The organism is Salinisphaera sp. T31B1, from assembly GCF_040361275.1.
In the GTDB taxonomy this organism is placed as follows: Bacteria; Pseudomonadota; Gammaproteobacteria; order Nevskiales; family Salinisphaeraceae; genus Salinisphaera.
The window spans coordinates 132,237-154,877 of record NZ_APNH01000006.1; the positions used below are offsets into that span (position 1 = coordinate 132,237).

The window sequence follows — 22,641 nt, forward strand, 5'->3', positions numbered from 1 at the left end:
ATGCTCAACCGTGATTGCCTGATATTTCGCGCGGTTACTGTGCTGCTGATCGTCGCGACGTTCTGGACGCCACTGGGCGTGACCGTCAACAACGCACGCGTGCTTGGGCTGCTGATGAGTCTGGGCGTCGCCACGGCATATGCCGAGGACAACATACTCAGCGGCGCGGAGGCGGGCAGGGCTTTTGGCTCGGCTCAGATGGACAAGTTCACCAATCCCGAGATGCAGGGAAATACGGTGACGTTCCCGGGCCTGGATCAGAGCCTGGACATGAGCCAGATGTACCCGGATGCGGTGAGCAATGGCGCGACCGGTTCCGACTTGGAGGACGTCTATGGCGATGAACACGCCATGCAGGAGGCCGGTAGCGCGGCACAGGAACGTCTCAAGGACGAGAATTCGACCGACGGCATGGCCTACCGGGTTCTCATCGATACGACGCAGAACCTGTCGCGTCCCGACCTGACAAACGATCCGATCTTCACGCAGACCGATGAGGTCAACGCGAACATCGATCTCTACACGAGCGGCTTCGCTGATTGCTCAAAGGACACGACCTTTGATCAGGGCACGATCGCAGCCCATGTGCCGGACTATCAGTATTGCGATCGCAGCGGGCTGCCCATCGACGACAGCTGCCAGGCCAAACAGGTGGTGCGCTCGAATGAGATTCCGGTGTCCGTTCGGTTGGGCGCCTACATGCTTTCGACGGCCAACTACGAGGTTGATCTCCAGGCGGGCACTTGGGTGGTCACGAACCCCGCCAACGGCGCGCAATACGCCGGTGAAGTGCCCGTGCTCGATTACGACACGGTTTGTCCGGCTGGTGCGCCCAGCGAGGTCACACAGACAAGCTCATTCGACTGGACGAAAGCCCCGGTGCCGGGCGGTTTCGATAGTAGCGCCTACTATCGCGTGCTCGAGATGCCGACCTGTGAGAACGATCTGGTCGGCATCTTCCAAATTCAGGACAACAGCGGAAAGCAGTGGTTTAAGTACGGTGCCGATTTTCGGCTGAGCTTTCGCAGCATCACAGATGCCTACTGGGACAACCCCGAGTGTGCGAAGGCAGCCACGACAGTCGAGGAGTTCTGTGCGAACAGCGACGCGCAGGTGATTACCGACGGTGGCCTCAGCGGCGGCTGCGCGGTGTTCGACGGCTTCCGCATTTGTGAAGGTACCGAGTTTGCCGAGGTGCTCACGCCGCCGGCGCCGGGCTATTCGAAGTGGCTATCGACCGTCACGATCAAAGGCATGACCCCGGACAACTGCCCGTTCTGGAAAGGGCAGATGGAATGCTGGACCGATGCGCAGGGCGTCGAGCAATGCCCGGACATTGAGGAATTCTCCGCGACCGACTGCCAGGAATACGAGCAAGACCCGAGCTGCGGCTTTGTGAGTTCGGATTGCACCAAGGGCGCTGAAAGCGGTTCCGGCCAATGTCTGTCCCGAACAGAGACATGGGATTGCGGCTACGACCAGGACGTGCCGACACTCGAGTCGAATACCGAGTACACCTGCGCCGGCGAGATCCGCTGCATGGGGATGGAGTGCGGCACCGAGAACAGCTCGACCAGCCAGGATTTCGCGCGCGCTGCGGCGGCGCTACAGGCTGCGGAGGCGATCCGTCAGGACGGCTCGTGCGAACAGGCCGTGGACGGCGGGCATCACGACGTAGAGGACTGCAAGATATTCCAAGGCGAGGCCATGGAGTGCAAGAAAGCGGTCGGGGGCTACGTCGACTGCTGCGAGACGCCCGATAACGTCTCGATGGGCGATTACCTGAACCTGATGTTCAGTGCGCACAAGGCCATGACCACGAGCATTGGCACCGGCGGCGCGGTCGGAGGGGCATGGGAAACCCTGCGCACGCCTTATCAGGCGGGCTGGGATCATGTGACGTCGGCCTGGGATAGCGTGAAGGGTGGATTCGCGAACGCCTACGACTCACTCACTGGCACCAGCAAGGCGGCCGGGTCAGAGGTCGCCAAGACGGGGGTGATCGCGAAGGCGAAACAGAAGTTCATGACCAAGACAGTGGAGTGGACTGCCAAGGCATTCGGCCCCGAAGCGGCCAATGCCTTGTTTGTGTCAGTGGGCGAGGCCGGCGCGCAACAGGCAGCGGTCGATTCAGCGACGGGCCAAGTCAATGCGACCGGCCAGCTTCAGCTGGGCGGGGCAGTAGGCAATCTGTTGGGCGGCGTGATGCTGGCCTACACGATTTATACGATCACGAAACTGCTCATTCAGATTATCTGGGCCTGCGAACCGGAGGAGTTCGAGCTCGGCGCTAAACGTGAACTAAAGAGCTGCCATTACACCGGATCGTACTGTGCAAGCGAGGTGTTGGGCGTCTGTGTAGAGAAGCGCCAGAGCTATTGCTGCTTCAACTCGCCGCTATCGCGGATCATTCAGGAACAGGCCCGAGCCCAACTCGGAGTCGGCTGGGGTGATGAAGAAGATCCTGATTGCCGGCCACTGCGCACCAGCCAGCTCAACGATCTGGACTGGGATCGTATAAACCTCGATGAATGGCTCGGCATCCTCAGCGCGAATGGCCATTGGCCGAACGCCGATAATCTCAATCCCGCCGATCTGACCGGCGCCGGGTCCGCGCTCAATACGGGCGATCGTGAAGATGTGGTTACCCGGACCGAAGGCCGTATCGACGGCATCGACATCACCGACAAACGCCATGAGGCAGCCAACGATATCGTCACCGATCTGGACGACTACGCGCCCTCGGACGTACCGCTGACCAGTGACGACGGCGGCGCGAAAGCTGACTGGGATGAAGATGGTGTGCCGAATGCCACTGACAACTGCACTTTCACGGCGAACGCGAGCCAGATCGACCGTGATCGCAATGGTGTAGGGGATGACTGCGAATAGGGCTGCGCTGTTCGATTACGACTGAGCAGAGGCCGAGGTGCTGCGATAGATTAGGGCTCTGTCATTCGAGACCGCGCCAGATCGCGGTGGATCCCTATGTGTGGACGCTACGGCCGAACGACATCGGCAGCTCACTTCGCGAAACTGATCGAGGCGGCCACGCCCGATGATGTAACCGACGGACCAGGGTATAACCTGCCGCCAGGTGGCATGCGGGCGTGCGCACTACGCACGCCACGCGACAACAGCCTCAAGATGGGTTCGGCGTGGTGGGGCTTGATTCCGAGTGGCGCAAAAGACGAAAAGTTTGCTCCGATCAACGCGCGCAGCGAGACAGCTGCAAGCAAGCAGCCTTTCTCCAACGCCTTTCAAAAGCGCCGGCTGCTTTGTGCAGCCGACTACTGGATCGAGTGGCAGAAACGCGAGGAAGGGGGCAAACAACCCTGGTTGATTCGACCTGCCGACGGCGAACCGTTCTTCTTTGCCGGAATGTGGACGCAGGCGAAGGGGCTGCCTTCGGATCACAAGCTCGCGGGTGCTGTGACGTTCACGATCCTAACCGGCAAACCGCACGACGATATCGCTCATATTCATAATCGCCAGCCGCTGGCCCTGACCAACGACGCAGCACGCGCTTGGGTCGATGCGCCGGCCGATGCTTCAGTCGAGCATCTGCATGGAATTCTCGAAGACGGGGTGGTTCGATCCTACGAGAGCTGGCCGATCTCAACGCTCGTGAATAAACCGAGCAACGATGAGGCGACGATAATCGAGCGAGTGTAAGGTCCGGTCGTGACGCTATCCGCGATAGGCGCGGCGCCGCTCCTGTTCGCGCTCAGCCGCAGGGAGCTGTCGTAGATAGGTGTCCAGAGCCGCGCTGAGATACTTTTCCAAGAATCGCCGTCGCAGGTAATACGCAGCGAGAAGCACCGCAGCGAGTACGGTGCAATAACCCGAACCGTCGAGCGGGATCGTGGCCCCGAAACGATCGTGCGTGCTCCATTCGTTCAACAATATGGCCATAAGCGTGGCCCCGAAGAACATGCCCCAGGAGTATTTCGCCCAGGCGGCCAGGCTTTCCCGGTGGGCATTTCGCATGGCTTGGTAGTCGCTCGCGCTCAAAATCGACGAGGGTGTTGGCATACGCTGATACGGGGTGAAGACGTGAAGGAAGCGGGCCGAGCAAACTTTCTTCACGTCCGCTCGGCCTCAAGATCAGTAGCGACGACCGAACCGGCCGGTAGAGCGCCGATTAAGGCAGAAGTCGAGGTTCGCAGCGGCCCAGCCGGAGTAGGGAACCTCCAGTACGCCGTTTCGGATCGCTCTGTCGAGTCGTGCTGGATCGGTTGTGAACTGGCCAATGCGAAACTGAACCATGTCGCCGACGTGATCGACGGTAAATCGTCGTAGCAAGTCACCCATGCCACGTTGCAGCTGGATTTTGATGCCGCGGTAGCGCTCGCCCGAGCACGCGATAATTTCACTACGTCCGATCGCATACTCGTAGACCTCATCCGAGCTCGCGTTCGAACTAGGGCCATCTATCCATCCCTTGCTCGCGCTAGGCAGCCCAATCATCCCACCTTCGGGAACAGGGCCAGTCGAACCCGTGGCCGCTAAAGCCGGCACGGTAAACGCGCAGCAGATCGCAGTAGCGAACCCGACCTTGAGGCCGATTATTTTCTTATTCACTGGGTTTTTACCTTCGTTATATAGCGCAATCTGCGCGTTAGAGCGGACTAGGCGCCCGGTGCGGGTTCGATGAAGTACAGCGCTTGGCCCTCGTGGAGAACCATCGGGGCCGGGAACAGGGCGTACTCGGACTCGTTCTTCTGGAATGGCATGCGGTTCGGCGCGATATAGATGAAGTAATTGCGCGGCAGTTCTGTGCTCATGCCGTTGAGCAAGCGAAGCATTGGCAGGTGTGGCTCTTTAGTAGCCGTCCAGCCTGCGGTGTCGCGGAAGTAGTAACTCACGCTGATTTCAACGCGCCACGCTGGATAGCCGCCGAGCACGGCCGGTGCAACTGCATCATTGATCTGTTGCGAGGCCTTCCCGAGCATGGGGATGCTGAAGCGCACTTCGCAGATGTAGGACGATGTTTCGCATTCGCCGCCGCCGATGTATCCAATTAGCGCGTCATAGGAGGCTTTTTGCGGGTCGGTTTGTCTGATCCGCTCCCAATGGTAGGGAGTGGGCATCTGCATGGCTTCCATGCCCGCGCGGGCCAGCGTCGTGATGCGGCTTTTCGCCTGAACGATTGCTTCATCGCTGGTGGCAGCTTCGCTTTTCGGAATCCAGGCAACGATGTTCGTGCCTCCCGCCTTGGGCACGTCGCCGCCCAGAAGCAGGTTCGTGAGCATGTTCATGCCCACGTTGCCGCCGAGAGAAAGACCATTGGGGTTACTCAGAAAGCCCAGCCCGCCGGCCGCCAGCGTGCCGCCCAGGCTCGCGCCGTTCGTGTCGACCTGTTGCTCGACCTTTTCGTGTTCTACGTCTTCGAGGGTTTCGTAGCCGGCCGCACGCGTGAGATTCCACGCTTGTGAGTGGTCGGGATCGGTGTCGTGCATCGTGGGCGGCGCCGTCGCGCAGCCCGACAAGGCGGTCACTGCGAGCGCGGCTGCAATAGCGAAGGTATGGCGAGAGATCATGGGCTTGGTTTCCTGATAGGTCGTATCGTCAATGCTAGTGCGGAGCGGTAATTCCGCAAGAGGTTCAGCCGCTTAGGTATCGGCGGCAAACGCTCGGGCATAAAAAAGGGCGCCTGCTTCATAGCAAGGCGCCCAGATCGGAAAGAGGGGAGTGTCAGGCCGTGGCAGCCTCCTCGGCGGGGGCGTCGGTCGCCTCAGCATCCTTGGCAGTCTCATCGGCTGTCTGCGGCGGAATTGAAGCCGCGACTTCTTCTTCCTTGCCCTTGGCCTTGGCCGCACGGTGGGCGCGCTGTTCGAGATCGACAATGCGGTTGCCCAGGCGCAGCGTACGGCGCTGCCAGTCGAAGATCAGCTGGCGCCGATTCTTGTTCTCCAGCAGTCCATGAATCCACAGACCGTCGATCACGGCCACGAGAGCGTCGTACAGGCGCATGACATCGAGCAGGCGGCTGACTTGCGGGGATGAGACCTGCACGCTGGTATCCATGGGCGAGGTGTAGGCCACGCCACGCTCGACGCCGCCGGCGCGGCCGATTTCGGTCAGGCGAGCCTTCTCGGCTTCGATGTCGGTTTTCCAGTTGACGATCATGTCGTCGATCACCTTCTCGACTTCATCGACTTCCTCGTCCTCGCCGATGATGCGAAGGATCACGTCGATCGCGTGCAGCGACCGTGCGGTGCGGGCGAAGCTGCGATCGAACACGCGTTGGGCGTATTCGGTTTGCAGGGTTAGCGGTTGGTCTAAGACCGGGTTCGAGTATTTCGTGGCCATGGCTGTTCTCGCTTGGTGTTGGATGTGCCGATCAGGATTTCGGCAGCGTCAAAGTTAGCAACGCCCATCCCCGACACAGGGGCGCAAAGTAGCCAAAATCGGCGTTTTTCAGACGCCGCGATCCCGGTCGTCGGTCTAGTATCGAATCTCTCTCTCGTCCTTTTCGGACGACACGCTGCCCGCGTGTAAAGCCGGGTCTCGATAGCTGATCGAGTCACAAGAACAGCAATAACCCCGCCGTCCCGGAGGTCTTTATGCACCTCCCGGACGGGGGAGGTGCGTCTTCGTTCTGGAGATGTGCCATGGCAAATGCCCAAGTCTCACACCAGAAGCTCGAGGAAATGGGTCAGCTGCTGCTGACGTTCTTTTTCTCGGATGATCCTGAGCCCAATTCGGACCCTGCGTGGTCTGACGTGGACATCGACACGCTGCGCGAGAGCATTCTCAAGGATGCCCTCGGCTGCATTATCGGTGTTGGCGGTCGTCGTCTGGAGGCAATCCGGCGCGACGCCTGGCAATGGATCACGTCTCGTAATCTGCATCCTTTCGCCTTCGACGTATGTGCGAAGTCGCTGGGTGCTGATCCAGACGAGCTGAGGGTGGCTTTCGCCCGTTTGGTCGAGCGCAGCGAATACGCGACCGTGCAAGACCTGAATCGTGCCCGTGCCCTCCTCGCAGAGTATCTCGAGGAACCGGGTAAGCCCTGCGGCAAGCTCGCCGCGCTACTCAACGCCTGATCGTCAGGCGCCATCCCAGCCGGGGTATTTCACCCGGCGGGTGGGGTGCTCCGGCTTTTTTTAGCCAGGAGTATCTATGGAGTCCAAAGCCAACATCTACCGCGTTCTGCGGCAGACGTATTCCTTCATGACAGCGGCTCATGCCTGGGCGTGTGCTCAGGCCGAGATCGATCTTGCCCGGCGAGTCCAAGCAACGGGCTTCGAATGGCAGACCGATGCCCGCTACAACGAGTTCGCAACGTGGGAAGAAGCCGGTTTCACTCTGACAGCACGAAAGGAGCTGGACGAGCTGGGCTGGGAGCTGGTCGGACGCGATTTCTTGGGCACCTTTCAGGAGCTCTGGGCACCGCATGCGATCCATCACAGCGATGATCCTCGGATTCTGACCTGGTTCGTGCCAGCAGAACCCGACTATCGCCATGAGAACTACCGTCGGGCGCGTTCCTACGGTGATGACTGGCACTACGTCGATGTGGTCGTCACTGCCAGCCGAGAAGGCGTCGTTCTGGGTGAGGCCCGGTTATGTGGCATCGAGTCCGATTCGGACGAGAGCCACTTCACCACGGTCGCATTCGAGCAGGCTGACGAAGCCATCGCTTTTGCCCATACGGCACTCAAGAACCTCTGCGGCTGCCACTAGCCGTTCGTAACTGACAAGCAAAACCCTGCCGGGTATCTCACCCGGAAGGGTCGGGGTATTCGGCTTAATCCAACAAGGAAATAGCCATGAAGAATCCCCCAAGCCTGATCAACGGCCTGTATCGCACCCTCTACATCGAGCGCGCCGAGAAAGGTGAAACGATCCAAACCACGCTGGAGTTCCACACCTCGGCCGCGGCTCGCCAATTTGAGGCGAACATCGGTGAGAAGGCACCCCAGGCCCTCGTCGTGCCCGGACAGCACATGATCCACGTCACGACAGATAGCCCCGAGATGAGCCTGAGCGCATTCGACTGCATCGAAAGCGCCCCGGCTCGCAACATTCGCGTTTCGTTTTCGCCCGCAGTAATGCCGGCCTGACAACACGCTTTTTCACCCACCCCGGTCAGGGCCATCCCGACCGGGGTGGTCTTGGCTTTTTTTTAGCCAGGAGAGATTGATGAAGTACGTTATTGGTTACCGAGTGCCGCACATCCATGAGGTCAAGGTAGGCATCGATGCCGACAGCGCAGAGCAAGCGCTGGCCAAGGCTCAGATGATGTTCGACAACGGCAAGCGCTGGGATGAGTCAGACGACTGCATGTTGTTGCACGACGACTTTTCCGAGGATGAAGGCGCGGGTCACGCGTTCGAGTTCACGCTCAGCCAGGAGTTGGGCGACAACGACTATCCCCGGCCGGACTACAGCGTGCGTGCTATGGAAAAGGACGCTACCGCTAGGGCCGTGGTCGAGCAGCTCGTCGAAGCCTATCGGCGTGCCAGTGAAACTGGCGCACCGGTCAAAGGCGGCGATATCGATGCAGCCTACCTGCTGGCCCTTGAGTGCCAGCTCTAGGGCACAGCCGGACGGTTTACCTCGTCCAACAAAGATCAAGCGGGCTTCGGCCCGCTTTTTTTTCGGCATAACCAGGGCGGGCCATACATCTGGCGCGAGTCGAAGGGCGCACTGTCCGTGACCCTTACTTAGAGCTAGGTTGATTTTGCGCCGCGCGTGCGCGAAGCGCGTCGAAGTTTGGCTCGCTAGCGGCGCCCCCTACGTTCTCCATTGCACGCTCGTACGCGCCCCAAGTCGTACGCGGTCGACCGTCGCGACGCAGGGTGAATGGAACGCGGTTTTCTTTCAGCCAACGCAGTTGTCTTTTGACCTGATCCGGGTCGTATCCCGTCAATTCAGCGAGATCCTCATCGGTCAAGAGAGGCTTCGGGTACAGGGTCATGCGGACCTCGAAAATGATCGTCACGGCACACTGCCGATGAGATTAGGTGACACGATGAATACGAGCAACAAGGTGTGCAGAACCCCGATTCCCGATACTTTTCCTATTGCTACGTCGAATCCGTCTCGGACTGTGATGCAAACACCTTTGTGTGGATGCAGGGCAACGCACTGTTCGAGAATCGGCTGCAATTTGTCTATCAAGCTGGTTGCTGAGGGCCCGATACTGACGTATGCGGTACGCCACGATTAGATAACAAGCGGGCTTCGGCCCGCTTTTTTTGTGCGTCATAAAGCAAGAAAAACATGCGTCTTCCGTCGCTTGAGCTGCTTGCGTGGCCGCCTATAGTGGCCCCTGATCCAAGGGAGATAGTGAACATGCGTAGTCGGGTGATGGTGTCGTTTTTCTGCGTGCTGGCTTTGGTGGTGAGCACAGCTCACGCCAGCATCGAAGTGGCGAGTTGGAACGTGAAGCACTTGGGGTGGAACAACGGCAAGGATGAGTCAGCGGTAGCGACGGTCCTAAGCCGATTCGACCTGATTGCGATCCAGGAAGTCATGAAGCCACAGGCGATCAAGCGTCTTGAGCGGCGTCTGGAGTCGGTAACGAGCGAGGGGTGGAGCAGCCTCGCCAGCGACACGATCGGGCGTGGCTCATACAAGGAGGCCTATGCGTTCATCTGGCGCGATGCCGAAGTCTCGTTCGAGGGTGGGGCAGTCGTCTATCTCGACCCCGGCGATGTGTTCGCGCGTGAGCCGTTTTCGGCGCTGTTCGCCGATCGCGATGACGGCCAGCGATTCGTCTACGCCAGCGTTCATATCCTCTACGGCGACGGCAAGGCCGATCGCACACCAGAAATACGGGCGCTTGCCGATTACTGGCAGTGGCTTGAGGAGAGCTTCGATGCGCCGGCCGTGCTAGCGGGCGATTTCAACATGACGCCGGATGAGCCGGCTTGGCGAGCACTCGGTCGAGATGCACGCCCGCTGATCACCCGTGGCGCCACAACCCTGTCGTCACACGACAATCGCTTCGCAAATCTCTACGACAACATCTGGGTGCGGCCCGGGCGGCTCGATATCGCAGGCAGCGGGATTGCGGATTTTCCGAGCTGGCTGAACATCACTCACGAAACAGCTCGGGAAACCGTCTCAGACCATGCGCCGGTCTACATGAGGATCGGAAAGGATGAGCACGAGCGTTAAGGCAGGCGACCACAACAACAAGGCAAAGATCATGGACAACACAATTACCTATAAGCAGCTCAAGAGCGCACGTCTTTGGGGCATACCTCTGAAACTTCTGCTCGTGCCGTGCGCTGGTGCGACATTGCTGTTCGACGCTGGCGTGATCCTGGTGTCGTTCTCAGAACCCGAGCACGTCGTTAAACTTTTTCTTATGGCGCTTATCATTTCCGTTCCAGTCGCGGCCTTTGCCTGGTTCGTGATTCGGCGAGACCGTGGAATCATCGCTCGCATTCAGAACATGACCTATGCAGAGTTCTCCCAGGCACTGCGCGAGCAGCGCGTGGTGGGTGAAATTCACCCCAGATCCTTGTTCGATCCCTTCGATCGCAGATTCGCCCGTTGCTACATCCTCGATGACGGGGGCGTGGTCGATGTGGCCGGCACGCTCCAACCACGCCGGGATCGCGACAACTACCGCCATTTCCAGCATGTCGAGATCTACAAGCTATAAGCCCGATCTGGGGCGACCTTTCACGACGTCGACCGGTAGCCCGGTCGGCGTTTTTTTTGGTCTTGCAGAAATGCCGACCCCTTTTAGCTTTGAGCTGAACCCCAACAGCTAAAGCAACCACCGTGAGTGCAGTCCTAGAAACCATTGACGAACCGACCTTCTTCGCGCCGGCCAACGATGACGCCGTTGATGTTCTGATCGAACAGTACGAAAGCGGCTTGGCGAATATGCAGCATGTGGCGTCGTTCATGTCGGGCCCGGAGATGCAGCGGGCGGCACACTTTTTTCTCGAAGCCCAGCGAGATCGGTTTCAGCGCCAGGTTCCCGAGGCGGCAAAGCTGTTCAACATGGAAAAAGCCAAGAAAGCGCTCGATGCGCATTATTGGCAACGCGCACTCGAGCTTACCGACGTGCTCGACTACATGCCCAACGCCAAACGCCGGGATTGGCACGACCAGATTCAACGCTGCGACTGTCCGGCGTTCGAGGAGCATACCGTTCGCGATAATTTGAGAATGATGCTCGCTCAGCGTCTGGATTATCTGTCTGAAATGGTCGAGGGGATCTTTACTGGTCTTTCGGGTGAGCACGTCACGAACCGGCCGGAGGGCTTCTCCAAACGGATGATCATCAGCTACGTCTATACCGAGCACGGCTCCACAACCGATCGCTCGGGCCTAATCCACGATCTGCGTGCGGTGCTGGCGAAGTTCATGGGTTACGAGCTGCCGCGACACCGCGGCTCAGCCTCGATGCTCTACAAGATTCGCGACACCACGGGTGTGTGGTTCACGCTCGACGGTGGCGCGCTGCGCATTCGTGTTTACAAGAAGGGCACCGCACATCTTGAGGTGCATCCTGATCTGGCATGGCGGCTGAACGAGATCCTCGCCCATCGCCATCCTCGAGCGATTCCGTCGGCATATCGACGGCGCCCGGAGACTCGGCAGCGCACCGCTACGCTGCTCAATCGACCGATCCCGTTCCCCGTGCTACAGCTGCTCGAAAAAGGCACCTACTGGCGTTATGAACGGCCGCCGAGGCAAGCCAACGAGTTCAGCTTTGACTGGGACGCGCGCCACGATCGCAAGCTGCTAGCCGAGGCCAAGGCCATTCTTGAGGTGCTGGGCGGCGTACCGATCGCGAACAGCGACGCGTACCTGTTCGATTACCCCGCTCAGGATGTTATCGGCGAGGTGTTACTCAGCGGGCTGCTGCCGGACCAGCGCTCTCATCAGTTCTACCCGACGCCCCCAGAGATCGCCGAAGCGGTGATCGATGCCGCACAGATCGGGCCCAATCATCGTTGCCTTGAACCCAGCGCGGGACAGGGCGGCTTGGCCAGCTTCATGCCGCAGGATCAGACCCACTGCGTCGAGATCAGTCCTTTGAACTGCCAGGTGCTGCGAGCACGCGGCTTCGAAGCGAGCGAGGCTGATTTCATGTCGTGGCGTGACGGTGTGTTTGATCGCGTCTGTATGAATCCCCCTTACGACCGGCGGCGGGCCCGTGTTCATCTCGAACGCGCTGTGTCGATGCTGGCGCCTGGCGGGCGCCTCGTGTGCGTGCTGCCGGCGTCATACAAGGAAAAGGATTTGCTGCCGGGCATGAGTATGTCCTGGTCGCGAACCTATCGGGACGCATTCCCCGGTGTGTCGATCAACGTGGCCATACTGACGGTGCAGGCGCCGGGGTGAGTCCCGGTATTGGACTGCTCTGCAATGTTGAGATCGTCGGCGTATAATGACGATATCGACACTGAGGTAATCACCATGAGCGCGAACATTGAGATCAGTCGGAGCGAACGCACGCTTGCCCTGCTGGGCGGCGGCCAATTCGTCCAGTTGTCTGCGCGCGAGCTGGGCAACCCGGCCAAGGTCAGAAGCGTTATTCGTGAAGGCCTGCCTGTGGCCAGCGCCCAGTACGCGCGTGAGCATAGCGGCGTGCCGAACCGGCTGTTCGATCAGGTCGTACCACGCACGACGCTGATTTCGGCGGGCAAGAGCAAATCGAAGCGACTATCCAAGCCGGTTTCTGAGGTTGTGCTGCGCGCTGCCAAGATCATCGCGCTTGCAGAGGAGGCTTTCGGTGACCGCGATCGCGCGATGCACTGGCTTAATAACTCGAATCCGGTATTCGAAGACGAAGCCCCGATCACCCTGACGGATACGGAAAGCGGTACCGAGTGGGTCGAACAGGTGCTCGGCCGGATGATGTACGGCGTTGATGCTTGATGCGGTTATATCGCGTCGCACAGCAACGCTATGCCGAGGATCTAAGCGGCAAGGGCGCTGAACTCTACGGCGGACGGTGGACGCCTGTGGGGTATCCGGTGGTCTACGCGGCGGAGCATCCCGCGCTCGCTGGTTTCGAGAAGCTCGTTCATGCCGGCGTCGGGGTGGCTAAGGCGCCGCTCAAGCATCGGCTGGTCGTGCTCGAGGTGCCAGGCGCTGAGATTGAGCGTGTCGCCCATGTTCCGAACGATCCCGTCGATGTCGGGCAGGCGTGGCTCGATGCCGGCGACAAGCCGCTGCTGCGAGTGCCATCGGTGGTTGTGCCGTATGCCTGGAACTATCTGATCAACGTTCTTCATCCTGCGATGGCAGATCTAACCGTCAGCGACAACGTGGCATTTGTTTTCGACGGGCGCATTGGATCAGGCCGGTCATAGCGGTCACATAACGCGGCTCCGCACAAGTCTACGCCCGCTAAGAGCTTCTTACCGCACGGCCTAGCATTCGGCGGCTATCGACCCACAGCGGTCGGTCCGGCTACGGTTGCCTGCCCAAATCACATAAAGCATTTCTCCAATCGCACCGGATGCGTCGCCGAGTAATGGATGTCATCGGTTTCTGCGCCTACGGATGTCTCGGAACAGCGCATTAACCGCATTGATGTCCTGCAGCAGCTCAGCCGGCTGCGTTACCGCACGCTGCTGGCCAGCTGCGTGGGAATGCGCCCGGACGTTCCGGCAGCACTTAGCGTGCAGGCGTTGGACCTCACAATACTCCGCATCTTCCACGGTCATTACGCCGTTGAGTCGACCGACCGAAATGTTGTCTCGAAACCGCACGACGGTCTCATTTAAAATCGTATCCTCGATCCCGACCTCAATCGTTACCCGAAGATCATCGTAGGCGTTGCGTATCGCAAGCCGCTCTTCGTCCCCCGGAGGATTGTTAAAGTTGTTGGCGATCAGATCTTGATCGGCGTGATGATGCGCTATGCGCTCGCGGTATCGGCGCATGTCATATGGCAATCCTGCATCGATGTAACCAGGACCTTCCGCGCGATAGCTGATCGATTTCACGCTGGGCGTCTGTCCGGCATCACCACAAAGCGTGGTCAGTTCACCGAAAAAAACTGCGTCGTGAGTGAAGACAATCACTTGCCGGACGGCGGATTCCTCGACGATTCTTCTTGCAACCCCAGTTCGATGGCTGTGGTCGAGGCTGGAAACTGGGTCGTCGAACACGATCCCGGAAGAGGATCCTGATTGGTGGAGTTCGGCAAAGAAGTACGCAAGTGCGCACATGCGCTGCTCGGCCTCACTAAGCACGAGATGCGGATCGAGCTGGCTGTCAGAGAGGAAAATCCCGAGACGTACTGAACCAGCGTTGCCGGTTGAACTGATCCCAGCGTGAATATGGTAAAGATCAAGCCTTCTGAGCTCATCGTTCATCTGACCGGCCAGTGCCTCGCTGATGTAGGTCTTAGCAAGCTGGCCGGCAAATAGAGTGATCCGGCGCGTGTTGCCGATATCTTCAAGACACCTTTCAAGCTTCGCCTTGCGGTCTAGATTGCCGACCACACGGGCGATGCTGCCGATGTGCTCCGACAGCAAGCGTCGCGCTTCCAATTCCTTCAAGCGAAGCCGCTTCGCCGCCAAGGCCGTCGCATCGAGGTTTGCACGCAGCGCCGTCGCCTCGGAGCGCAAGTTGTCCGCCACCGAACGCGTCTGAGCGGTAGGATTAACGCCGCGATACATTGGCTTGTCTTGCCATTCCCCGTTCGCCACCGCAGTTCTGAGCCACTGGAGACGAGAGAGGAGGTCTTCTTGGAAGATCCGGATGTCGTCCGGCAGAGTATCAATACGTCCGCGCAGGCTTTCGGACATTACCTGCGAGACTGTAAACGTAACCGTCGCGTGTTCGAGGTCCCGAACAAGCTGTTGCCAAGAGTTGCGCGCGGCTTGGGCGGCTTCGGACGCCGTATTCTTCACATAGTGATCGAAGCGCTGCAAACGATCTTTTGCAGCCGGCGTAAGCTCCTGCTGGCAAAGTACGCATTGCGCGCCTTCGTCTGTGACGGGGAATACTTGGTCTGGATAAGCCGCTCGATTTGAATATTCGCGTGCGGCATTGAACAGGAACGCCCAAGGCCCCTGGCCCGTTCCGGGAAGCAGCGGCGTTGTATCTTCGGCCTGCAGCAGAGCAGAGGCGCTTCGCTCGGCTGCCTCGGCGTCCGATAACCTTTGATGCGCCGCTTGCACGGTATCGATCGCTTCATCGGACACGACGCTAGCGGCGCCTTCGATTGCGGCAGACAACTCTTCGACCCTAGTCGCGGCGTTGTCCAGCAGCGTCGCTTTGGCCGTAGGATCCGCTTCGCTAATTTCCTCGGGCAGGCGTGCAAGCTCCGCTTGCTCGTCCGCGGTGAGTTCGGAAAGTGCGCGCGCCCGTGCCAGATTAGTGGTAGAGCTGATTGGATGTACGGCCCGGCCAGCGTCGGTATCCGCAGGTATGACGTTAAACGGCGTGACGTTCACCGCGAGCCCGTCTATCTCCGCTTGCAATCGCGGGCTCAGCGCCTGACTGAGACCGTTAGCTAATTGCTGAAGATACGTTAGAGCGACCGGCTGAAATGTGGCCGCTTGTCGCGATTGCAGATAGTCGCGCGCGCAGTCGCCGTCGAACACGGAAATGCCCCTGATTTCGTGCCGAGAGACGTGGTCGCGTTGCCCGCTCCAGAGTGCCTGATCTGGGATGCCGTCTAGCTCGAAGCTGATGGTGGCGCTCGGCGTGAGCTGCGAGAAGTCAGGATCGTAGGCATTGGCATAGACGGTGCCAGGGCTCCTGGCCCGGCACGCCTGCTTCAGCACGCGCGCATAGCCGGATTTGCCGGTGCCGTTTCCACCGTATGCGATGTTGAGCCCTTGCGGCTGGAAATCCAAGGTTTGGTCGTTCGGGATTTGTCCAACGTTGACCAACGTATGCAGGCTCGTGAGCACCACCGTCGCGTCTTGGTTCGCCTCGGCGGGGAAATGGTCCCTGGCGAACGGGATCGGTTGCGGCGCAGGGTCTAGCGCACTTTCGAGTCCGTGGTGTTGCTTGGCAAGATCGAGAATCTCGTCAAGATCGGCATCGTGCCATTCTCCTTGAGTGCATAGCCGCCGTAGTGCGTCGCGACGCCATGGTGGAAGCCTGTCCGCCCAGGTAAGCACTTCCTCATAAATTGCCATGCCCCCTCCGAACTCGCACAAAAAAACGAGCATATCGGCTAATCAGGCGTCAGGCGAACTCTGCGGCTGGCCGCTGGATAACCAAATTTTGAATGCTGAGATTCCGTACTGGGAGAGCTTTTGAGTTTTCAAACCAGCCGAGCGACGTTTTGATTCCGGTCCTGTAATCATGCTGAAGTTGTGGCACTCCAGATCTGTGGCGATCTCTAGGGACGCACGGTCAAGCGGAAAGTGGTAGCTAGAATGTGACTAAAGACTGAGCTTGGGACAAGCCACATTGAAGCCCGCGAACGGCAGCTTTTGGCCGATTGCGACCCAAAGCGGCCGTAAGGCATGAAGCTTATCGATCTGCTTGGGCTCCGGGTAACCGATAGCACCCGGTGTAGCGGTCGGCTACGAGCCGGCGTCATATCGCGTCATCGATGTACATCGGCGCTGAGAATCACCGCTCCTACCACTGCAACACGTATCTCCGCGAAAGAATTTAGTATTCTCGCCGCGGCTAGATTGCGCAGTGACACCGTTGTCGCGCAAGCTCGGCATGAGTCGACAACGACGCAGCTTAGCGTTATCTAACTCATCGGTTTGGCCCGGCGACAGGGTCTCGACACAATGCACACACAGGCGGGGCGGCGTTATCGCCCACCCATCTGAATGATGAGCTCAAGGAGGGGGAGCTTGCCTTTAGCATGGAATGATATCCGCGACCGGGCGACGGCCTTCGCGCACGAATGGGCGAATGCGAGCAGCGAGCGCGCCGAAGCCCAGAGTTTCTGGAACGACTTTTTCGACGTGCTCGGCGTCAAACGTCGTCAGGTTGCGTTGTTCGAAAGGCGTGTCGAAAAGTTTGGTGATGCCGGCGGCTATATCGACTGCTTCTGGCCCGGAACGCTCATTGCCGAACACAAATCGCGAGGCAAGAATCTGGATTCCGCCTTCGCCCAGGCCATCGACTACACCGCCTATCTCAAGCCACGAGATCTACCGCAGTACATTGTGGTGTCGGACTTCGCCCGCATCCGCCTGCACGATCTCGTCAACGACACTGAACACGAGTTCGAGCTCGCCGAGCTGCCAAGACAAATCAAGCAGTTCAGCTTCATCGCGGGCTACAAGCCGCAGGTGCTTCGCCCAGAAGATCCGGTCAACATCGACGCGGCCGAGCGCATGGGCCGCTTGCACGATCGACTCAAGGAGTCCGGCTATCATGGGCACGAGCTAGAAATGCTGCTAGTGCGCCTGCTGTTCTGCCTGTTCGCCGAAGACACCGGTATCATCCAGCCTGCCCAGTCATTCCGACTGTGGTTGGAGGATCGCACGGCCGAAGACGGATCGGACTTGGGCGGCAAGCTCGCACATGCGTTTCAGGTGCTCAACACACCTCGCGACCGACGCCAGGCCAACCTCGACGAGCAGCTCGCCGAATTTCCCTATGTGAATGGCGATCTTTTTGCTGAGCTCCTGCCTATCCCGGCCTTCGACCGCCAGATGCGCGACGCATTACTTGACGCCTGCAGCCTCGATTGGAGCCAAATCAGCCCGGCCGTATTCGGCGCTATGTTCCAGTCGATCATGGATGACAAAGCGCGGCGCAACCTCGGCGCGCACTACACCAGCGAGCAGAACATCGAGAAGCTTATCAAGCCGTTGTTTCTCGATGAACTACGCGCCGAGTTCGAGCGCATCAGACACAACAAGCACAAGCTAGCCGATTTCCATCGCAAGCTGCGTACCCTCAAATTTCTCGATCCGGCATGTGGCTGCGGCAATTTCCTCGTCGTGACCTATCATGCGCTGCGCGAACTCGAACTCGATGTCCTGCGCGCCTCTGCGGCCGGCTCCGGACAGCTTTCGCTAGACGTTGAAGACTTCATCAAGGTCGACGTGGATCAGTTCTACGGCATCGAGATCGAGGAATTTCCCGCGCGCATCGCCGAGGTTGCGCTCTGGCTCACCGACCACCAGATGAACGTGAAGGTCGGCGAAGAATTCGGCATGTACTTCGCTCGTATCCCGTTGCAGGCAACACCCCATATCCACAACACCAATGCACTGCGTCTGGACTGGGAGGATGTGGTGCCCATGGATGAGCTGAGCTACATCATCGGCAACCCGCCTTTCTCGGGCGCCATGGTAATGACCGACTCGGCACGCTCCGATATGGCGAAGACCTTTTCCGACCTCAAAGGCGCCGGGGTGCTCGACTTCGTGGCCTGCTGGTACTGGCGCGCCGCCAAGTATGTCGAGGGCACCCACATCGACGTGGGCTTTGTATCTACCAACTCGATTACCCAGGGCGAGCAGGTAGGTCTACTGTGGCGCGCGATGGCCCAGGACTTCGGCATGTCGATACGTTTTGCCCACCGAACGTTTCGGTGGTCCAACGAAGCCCGCGGCGCGGCCGCCGTGCATTGCGTAATCATCGGGTTCGGTCTGGATACGACTAGGCCGCGCATTCTCTACGACTACCAGACGGTCGACAGTGCGCCCGATGCGATGGCCGTTGACAACATCAACCCGTACCTGGTCGGCGCCCCGACCGTATTCCTGCCGAATCGATCAACCCCCTTGTGCGATGTGCCCAAGCTTCGATTCGGCAATATGCCCCGCGACGGCGGGAACCTGCTGCTCAGCGAGGACGAGCGCAAGGAGCTGCTCGAAAATGAGCCGGCGATCGCCCCGTATGTGCTGCCCTTCATAAGCGCCCGCCAGTTCCTGAACAACCAGAAACGCTATTGCCTGTGGCTGGTGGAATGCCCGCCGAAAATTTTGGCCGCCTGTCCGCACACGCTTGAACGCATCGCGGCCGTCAAGGCGTTTCGAGAAGCGAGCAAGGCAGCCAGCACCCGTCGATTCGCGCAGACCCCGTCTGTCTTTTGTCAGATCGCCCAGCCCGACAGCGATTACATCCTCGTACCGCGGCATTCGTCGGAACGCCGACTCTATGTGCCGTTCGGTTTCTTCTCGCGATACGACATCGTGGCCGATAGCTGTAACGCGATCCCAGCGGCCAGCCTGTTTCACTTTGGCGTCATAACATCAGCTATGCACATGGCCTGGATGCGCTACACCTGTGGACGGTTGAAAAGCGATTTTCGGTATTCCAAAGACATCGTCTACAACAACTTCCCCTGGCCGCTATCGGTCTCGGCCAAGCGTCAAGGCGCGGTTGAAGCGGCGGCGCAAGGGGTGCTCGATGCGCGAGCCCAGTATCCGGAAACTGCGCTGGCGGATCTCTACGACCCCCTGACCATGCCGCCGGCGCTGTTCGAGGCGCACCGATCCCTTGACCGCGTGGTGGACACAGCCTATACGCGGAAGAAATTCTCAGGCGACGCCGATCGCGTGGCGTTCCTGTTCGAGGAATACGCCGAGCTCAACGACGCTGCCGAATCAGGCTGAACGAATTACGCAGGCATTAGGCCGGCGGCAGCCTGCGCGAATAAACGGTTGAGCCCATTCGACTATGGCCCAACGACCCGGCTCGACCCGAAGCCGACACCAAAGGTCACCGCATCGTAACGTTTCCGGTGCCGTTTCGCCGCCCTATAATTTGGCCCGAACGAAACCCAATAATAAACGCTTCGCCTAGCGGCAAATGCGGTAGTGACTGCTTCATCTCGGGGAGCTTGAAATAAGGCGGGAGCGTATGTATTAGTACTGATGCCCTATCGATTCAAAGGACTTGAGTCCAGGAGCATTCGAATGTCACATACGGTGTGGGTTGTCGAGGCTGATCAAGGGGTGCGCGAATCCATCGAAGGATTGCTTAATTCAGCTGGCTACAACGTTCAAAGTTACCGGGACGCAACAGCTTTTCTCCGTGAATTTAGAAAAGCGCCCCGTGGGTCGGTTCTGATTGGCGACCATCTCGCGCGACTTGATGGACTGGAAGTGCTCAATGGCGTGTTCGACATTGCGAGCGACGCGGAGGTCGTGTTCCTGACCAGCCATGCAGCCGACGAGCGCGCAACGGCAGCGCTAAGAATCGGTGCTTGTAGCGTGCTAGAGAAACCGTACGACCCCATGTACTTAATGGGTATTATCGCGGCCAATGCGCTAGCGCAAGTCTCTGCTTTCAGCGCGTAGCGCCTCCAGAGGCTGCAAGGACTCGCGTTTAAAGTTCCTTTTCGAGCCAGGCTTGCAGTTTTTTCCGTGCATTACGTTTGGCCATTCGCTTCGTGTTGATCGCCGCCGGGCGCAGTAGTTCGTTGTCGTCACCGCGCACCAAAAATTTGCGTTGTGCCCCGATGATGCCGCCTTCGGGACCATAACTCGCGATGACCGTGATCTTGCAGTTATTGACATCAAGGGTGCGCAACGGATGCGACTCATCGGCTTGTAAGTCTTTATGCCGCTCCCCCGTTTGGCGAAGCAGTGATCGAAAGGTGCCGAGATTCATTTGTTCACCCGCGCCGAGCGGCCCTTGCCGCGTCACTTCCTGGGGGCGGTCCTCACTGTCTCGGGGCTGTGCCGTATCAAAGTCGGTCACGGATTCAGTATATTCGTTATCGCTGGCGCGAATCGTCATGTTGATGCTGTGAATATAAATCGGCTCCTGACTCATGTTGCTGATCAGGCAAACCGAATCAACTTGTTGACCCCATCCTTGGTTAATCAGAATTCGGGCCTTGCGCTGCCGCGTGAAGCCGGCATACAGCAGGTGCGCATAGAACAGCCATACGCCCAGCGTGCCGAGGCTCGCGAAAAACGACAACGCCTGCGCGTTCTGGTTGATCCACTGCCACATAACGGGAACATATCTCGATGAAGCGACGCCCTTTCATCGAGCCCGTTAAACGAGCCGGCGTTTCGCTTGATAATAAAAGCACGGCCTGCTTGCGAACGTACGCTGCGCGAATGCCTCAACAGTATTGACTGGTGTGTCGGTGCGGCGGTGCGCACCGACACATCAGTCTAAACGAACTCGCTTACATCTGCTCTTTCTGAGCGCGGGCGCCTTCACGCGCCTTGCCTAGCGAGGGTTCCTGGCCTTCCGGCTCGGGTTCCTGCTTCATGGAGAATTCGCTACGGCCATCCAGCGACGGCCCTTGGCTCCAACGTCCTTCGGGCGCTTTTTTGTCCAGCAGCGTGTTGAGGTAATAGTAGGAATGGGCCTTGGCTTCGTGATCCTCCGGTGTGGAGTTCGGGATCGGTAGCTGCTCTTCCATACCGCCGAGTTCCTCGATGATCGCAAGCCACTGCTGCTGGTGATACGTGTCGCGGGCGATCAGGAACGACAGGAAGTCCTTCATGCCCTTGTCGGCGGTCCAGTTGTAGAGCCGCGACGCCAGTACGCGTCCACCGGCCTCAGCGGCCACATTGCACATCATGTCCGCGCCGATATTGCCGGTGGCATAGACATGGCTCATGTCGAACGGCACGCCGTTGGCGTTGACCGGCATCGCCGACAGGCCGGAAGACAGCAGATGACGCGGGTTCATGCCGCCGAGGATCGCGTTGATCACCGGATCCTTCGCGGATTCTTCCTGATAGGACAGCGGTGCGCCTTCGAGATTGAGCGCTACGGCGTGGCCCAGCATCTCGATATGCGAAAGCTCTTCGGTGGCCGTGGACATCAGCAGGTCGCGGATGCGGTCGTCGCCGCGCGCGCCCATGGCCTGGAAGAAGTACTGCATGGCCACGCGGATCTCGCCTTCGACACCGCCGATCGCCTGCTGGAGCAGCATGGCGAACTGCGGGTCGGGCGTGTCGACTTTGACCGGGTACTGGAGTTTGGAAGAATGACGAAACATCGATTATTCCTAGTTCAGGGGTTGGGTGTTTGTGCTACCGAACGGGCTGGCAGAACGAACCTGTATCAGGCGCGTTCTTTCATCCATTCCTTGTGACGGGCTTCGTCGGCCACACCGGCACGTAGCTTCTCGGCGAGCTGACCGTCGACGTCGTTACGCTCAGCCGCGCTGCGATAAGCCGATTCGGTTTCCACCTCGTTGGTCGCCATGGCGGTGAGAATCGCCGAATCCCCGATTAACGACGCGACCTTGACCTTGCCTTGGGTTAATAAGCTCTTGGGGCCACTGTCGGCAGGTACTTCGCCGCCCAAACCGGTGATATGGGGTGTGAGATCCGCGATATGACGTTCGTGATCCTTACGAAACTTCCGCAAGGCATCCTGCGCTTTCGTGTCTTCGAGTCGCTCAATCGCCGCGTCATAGGCGTCGATCGCGTCGTAGTCGAGTTTGACAAGGTTCTGGAGCAGATCCGTGAGATCGCTTTCATGTCCGACCGTGGTAACCATATTTATACCGTTGTGGCGAAATAGTGCCGCTTAACATGCGCGCACTGCCTGGGTAACGAAATACGGATTCTTACGGTCAGTAGACCGCCCCACCAAGCGTCTTCTTTGTAGGTGGCGCCTGCCAGCGCACCCTGAGTCGAGGTCCGCTATTGGCCCAGGCTGTGTAAAAACGCGTGAGCTGGTGTTCTCTAACCATCAGTCGCCTATGTCGGACGCTCGGGCGACCGTGGGTTAGCGCAATCAGAGCGTAGCGACCGAAGCTCATCACGCTAGACGCGTGTCAGGCGGCCT

Annotated in this window: 23 protein-coding genes; 13 read left to right on the forward strand and 10 right to left on the reverse strand. The window is 59.1% G+C overall.

Features of this window, described 5'->3' with window-relative positions:
- Both traN and T31B1_RS19425 read left to right on the forward strand, forming a co-directional pair.
- Entirely contained in the window at positions 1 to 2,892 is a 2,892-nt protein-coding gene (gene traN / locus T31B1_RS19420) for a conjugal transfer mating pair stabilization protein TraN (protein WP_353251185.1), read from the forward strand.
- Between the two features lie 96 nt (positions 2,893 to 2,988).
- Complete coding sequence (locus T31B1_RS19425; protein WP_353251186.1) at positions 2,989 to 3,675, forward strand: SOS response-associated peptidase; 687 nt, start codon at positions 2,989 to 2,991, stop codon at positions 3,673 to 3,675.
- 15 nt (positions 3,676 to 3,690) lie between these two features.
- Here T31B1_RS19425 and T31B1_RS19430 read toward each other — a convergent pair whose 3' ends face one another.
- The 4 genes from T31B1_RS19430 to T31B1_RS19445 all read right to left on the reverse strand — a co-directional run bounded on the left by T31B1_RS19430 (position 3,691) and on the right by T31B1_RS19445 (position 6,315).
- Complete coding sequence (locus T31B1_RS19430) at positions 3,691 to 3,990, reverse strand: hypothetical protein (protein ID WP_353251187.1); 300 nt, start codon at positions 3,988 to 3,990, stop codon at positions 3,691 to 3,693.
- A 117-nt stretch (positions 3,991 to 4,107) separates the two neighbouring features.
- Complete coding sequence (locus tag T31B1_RS19435; protein WP_353251188.1) at positions 4,108 to 4,584, reverse strand: hypothetical protein; 477 nt, start codon at positions 4,582 to 4,584, stop codon at positions 4,108 to 4,110.
- A gap of 47 nt (positions 4,585 to 4,631) precedes the next feature.
- On the reverse strand, positions 4,632 to 5,543 hold the full coding sequence (locus tag T31B1_RS19440; protein ID WP_353251189.1) for a hypothetical protein: 912 nt from the start codon (positions 5,541 to 5,543) through the stop codon (positions 4,632 to 4,634).
- Positions 5,544 to 5,697: 154 nt separating this feature from the next.
- Complete coding sequence (locus T31B1_RS19445) at positions 5,698 to 6,315, reverse strand: hypothetical protein (RefSeq protein WP_353251190.1); 618 nt, start codon at positions 6,313 to 6,315, stop codon at positions 5,698 to 5,700.
- Positions 6,316 to 6,617: 302 nt separating this feature from the next.
- Here T31B1_RS19445 and T31B1_RS19450 point away from each other — a divergent pair, with 302 nt between their 5' ends.
- The 4 genes from T31B1_RS19450 to T31B1_RS19465 all read left to right on the forward strand — a co-directional run bounded on the left by T31B1_RS19450 (position 6,618) and on the right by T31B1_RS19465 (position 8,547).
- The gene (locus tag T31B1_RS19450; RefSeq protein WP_353251191.1) at positions 6,618 to 7,052 is read left to right on the forward strand and encodes a hypothetical protein; all 435 of its coding nucleotides are present in this window, start codon (positions 6,618 to 6,620) and stop codon (positions 7,050 to 7,052) included.
- Between the two features lie 76 nt (positions 7,053 to 7,128).
- The gene (locus tag T31B1_RS19455) at positions 7,129 to 7,692 is read left to right on the forward strand and encodes a hypothetical protein (RefSeq protein ID WP_353251192.1); all 564 of its coding nucleotides are present in this window, start codon (positions 7,129 to 7,131) and stop codon (positions 7,690 to 7,692) included.
- A gap of 86 nt (positions 7,693 to 7,778) precedes the next feature.
- Complete coding sequence (locus T31B1_RS19460; RefSeq protein WP_353251193.1) at positions 7,779 to 8,072, forward strand: hypothetical protein; 294 nt, start codon at positions 7,779 to 7,781, stop codon at positions 8,070 to 8,072.
- A gap of 79 nt (positions 8,073 to 8,151) precedes the next feature.
- Positions 8,152 to 8,547 (forward strand): hypothetical protein, encoded by a 396-nt coding sequence (locus tag T31B1_RS19465; protein ID WP_353251194.1) that lies wholly within the window; start codon positions 8,152 to 8,154, stop codon positions 8,545 to 8,547.
- Between the two features lie 124 nt (positions 8,548 to 8,671).
- On the opposite strand, the gene T31B1_RS19470 is transcribed toward T31B1_RS19465, so the two are convergent.
- The gene (locus tag T31B1_RS19470) at positions 8,672 to 8,929 is read right to left on the reverse strand and encodes a DUF4224 domain-containing protein (RefSeq protein ID WP_353251227.1); all 258 of its coding nucleotides are present in this window, start codon (positions 8,927 to 8,929) and stop codon (positions 8,672 to 8,674) included.
- Between the two features lie 305 nt (positions 8,930 to 9,234).
- On the opposite strand from T31B1_RS19470, the gene T31B1_RS19475 reads away from it, so the two are divergent.
- Complete coding sequence (locus T31B1_RS19475) at positions 9,235 to 10,134, forward strand: endonuclease/exonuclease/phosphatase family protein (RefSeq protein WP_353251195.1); 900 nt, start codon at positions 9,235 to 9,237, stop codon at positions 10,132 to 10,134.
- On the forward strand, positions 10,118 to 10,627 hold the full coding sequence (locus tag T31B1_RS19480) for a hypothetical protein (RefSeq protein WP_353251196.1): 510 nt from the start codon (positions 10,118 to 10,120) through the stop codon (positions 10,625 to 10,627). The genes T31B1_RS19475 and T31B1_RS19480 overlap by 17 nt, the downstream gene beginning before the upstream one ends.
- Before the next feature lie 134 nt (positions 10,628 to 10,761).
- Here the strand turns inward: T31B1_RS19480 and T31B1_RS19485 are convergent, their stop codons facing one another.
- Entirely contained in the window at positions 10,762 to 11,121 is a 360-nt protein-coding gene (locus tag T31B1_RS19485) for a hypothetical protein (protein ID WP_353251230.1), read from the reverse strand.
- Here T31B1_RS19485 and T31B1_RS19490 point away from each other — a divergent pair.
- From T31B1_RS19490 to T31B1_RS19500, 3 genes are all read left to right on the forward strand, one after another.
- Positions 11,050 to 12,324: a DUF4942 domain-containing protein gene (locus T31B1_RS19490; protein WP_353251228.1), complete on the forward strand. Its 1,275-nt coding sequence runs from the start codon at positions 11,050 to 11,052 to the stop codon at positions 12,322 to 12,324. The genes T31B1_RS19485 and T31B1_RS19490 overlap by 72 nt on opposite strands.
- 75 nt (positions 12,325 to 12,399) lie before the next feature.
- Positions 12,400 to 12,861 carry an Xre family toxin-antitoxin system antitoxin gene (locus tag T31B1_RS19495; RefSeq protein WP_353251197.1) on the forward strand — a complete coding sequence of 154 codons (462 nt, stop codon included), beginning with the start codon at positions 12,400 to 12,402 and terminating at the stop codon, positions 12,859 to 12,861.
- Positions 12,861 to 13,298: an RES family NAD+ phosphorylase gene (locus T31B1_RS19500; RefSeq protein WP_353251198.1), complete on the forward strand. Its 438-nt coding sequence runs from the start codon at positions 12,861 to 12,863 to the stop codon at positions 13,296 to 13,298. Before T31B1_RS19495 ends, T31B1_RS19500 begins: the two co-directional genes overlap by 1 nt.
- Positions 13,299 to 13,469: 171 nt before the next feature.
- Here the strand turns inward: T31B1_RS19500 and T31B1_RS19505 are convergent, their stop codons facing one another.
- Positions 13,470 to 16,088 carry an AAA family ATPase gene (locus T31B1_RS19505; protein WP_353251199.1) on the reverse strand — a complete coding sequence of 873 codons (2,619 nt, stop codon included), beginning with the start codon at positions 16,086 to 16,088 and terminating at the stop codon, positions 13,470 to 13,472.
- A gap of 678 nt (positions 16,089 to 16,766) precedes the next feature.
- Here T31B1_RS19505 and T31B1_RS19510 point away from each other — a divergent pair.
- A complete protein-coding gene (locus tag T31B1_RS19510) occupies positions 16,767 to 19,490 on the forward strand; it encodes a DNA methyltransferase (protein WP_502951056.1) in 2,724 nt (907 codons plus the stop codon).
- Between the two features lie 303 nt (positions 19,491 to 19,793).
- Positions 19,794 to 20,177 carry a response regulator gene (locus tag T31B1_RS19515; protein ID WP_353251201.1) on the forward strand — a complete coding sequence of 128 codons (384 nt, stop codon included), beginning with the start codon at positions 19,794 to 19,796 and terminating at the stop codon, positions 20,175 to 20,177.
- Positions 20,178 to 20,205: 28 nt separating this feature from the next.
- Here T31B1_RS19515 and T31B1_RS19520 read toward each other — a convergent pair whose 3' ends face one another.
- The 3 genes from T31B1_RS19520 to T31B1_RS19530 form a co-directional block, all read right to left on the reverse strand.
- Positions 20,206 to 20,838, reverse strand: coding sequence for a hypothetical protein (locus tag T31B1_RS19520; RefSeq protein ID WP_353251202.1), 633 nt, complete (start codon positions 20,836 to 20,838; stop codon positions 20,206 to 20,208).
- Positions 20,839 to 21,019: 181 nt separating this feature from the next.
- The gene (locus T31B1_RS19525; protein WP_353251203.1) at positions 21,020 to 21,844 is read right to left on the reverse strand and encodes a manganese catalase family protein; all 825 of its coding nucleotides are present in this window, start codon (positions 21,842 to 21,844) and stop codon (positions 21,020 to 21,022) included.
- Between the two features lie 65 nt (positions 21,845 to 21,909).
- The gene (locus T31B1_RS19530; RefSeq protein WP_353251204.1) at positions 21,910 to 22,350 is read right to left on the reverse strand and encodes a DUF2383 domain-containing protein; all 441 of its coding nucleotides are present in this window, start codon (positions 22,348 to 22,350) and stop codon (positions 21,910 to 21,912) included.
- Positions 22,351 to 22,641 lie beyond the last annotated feature (291 nt).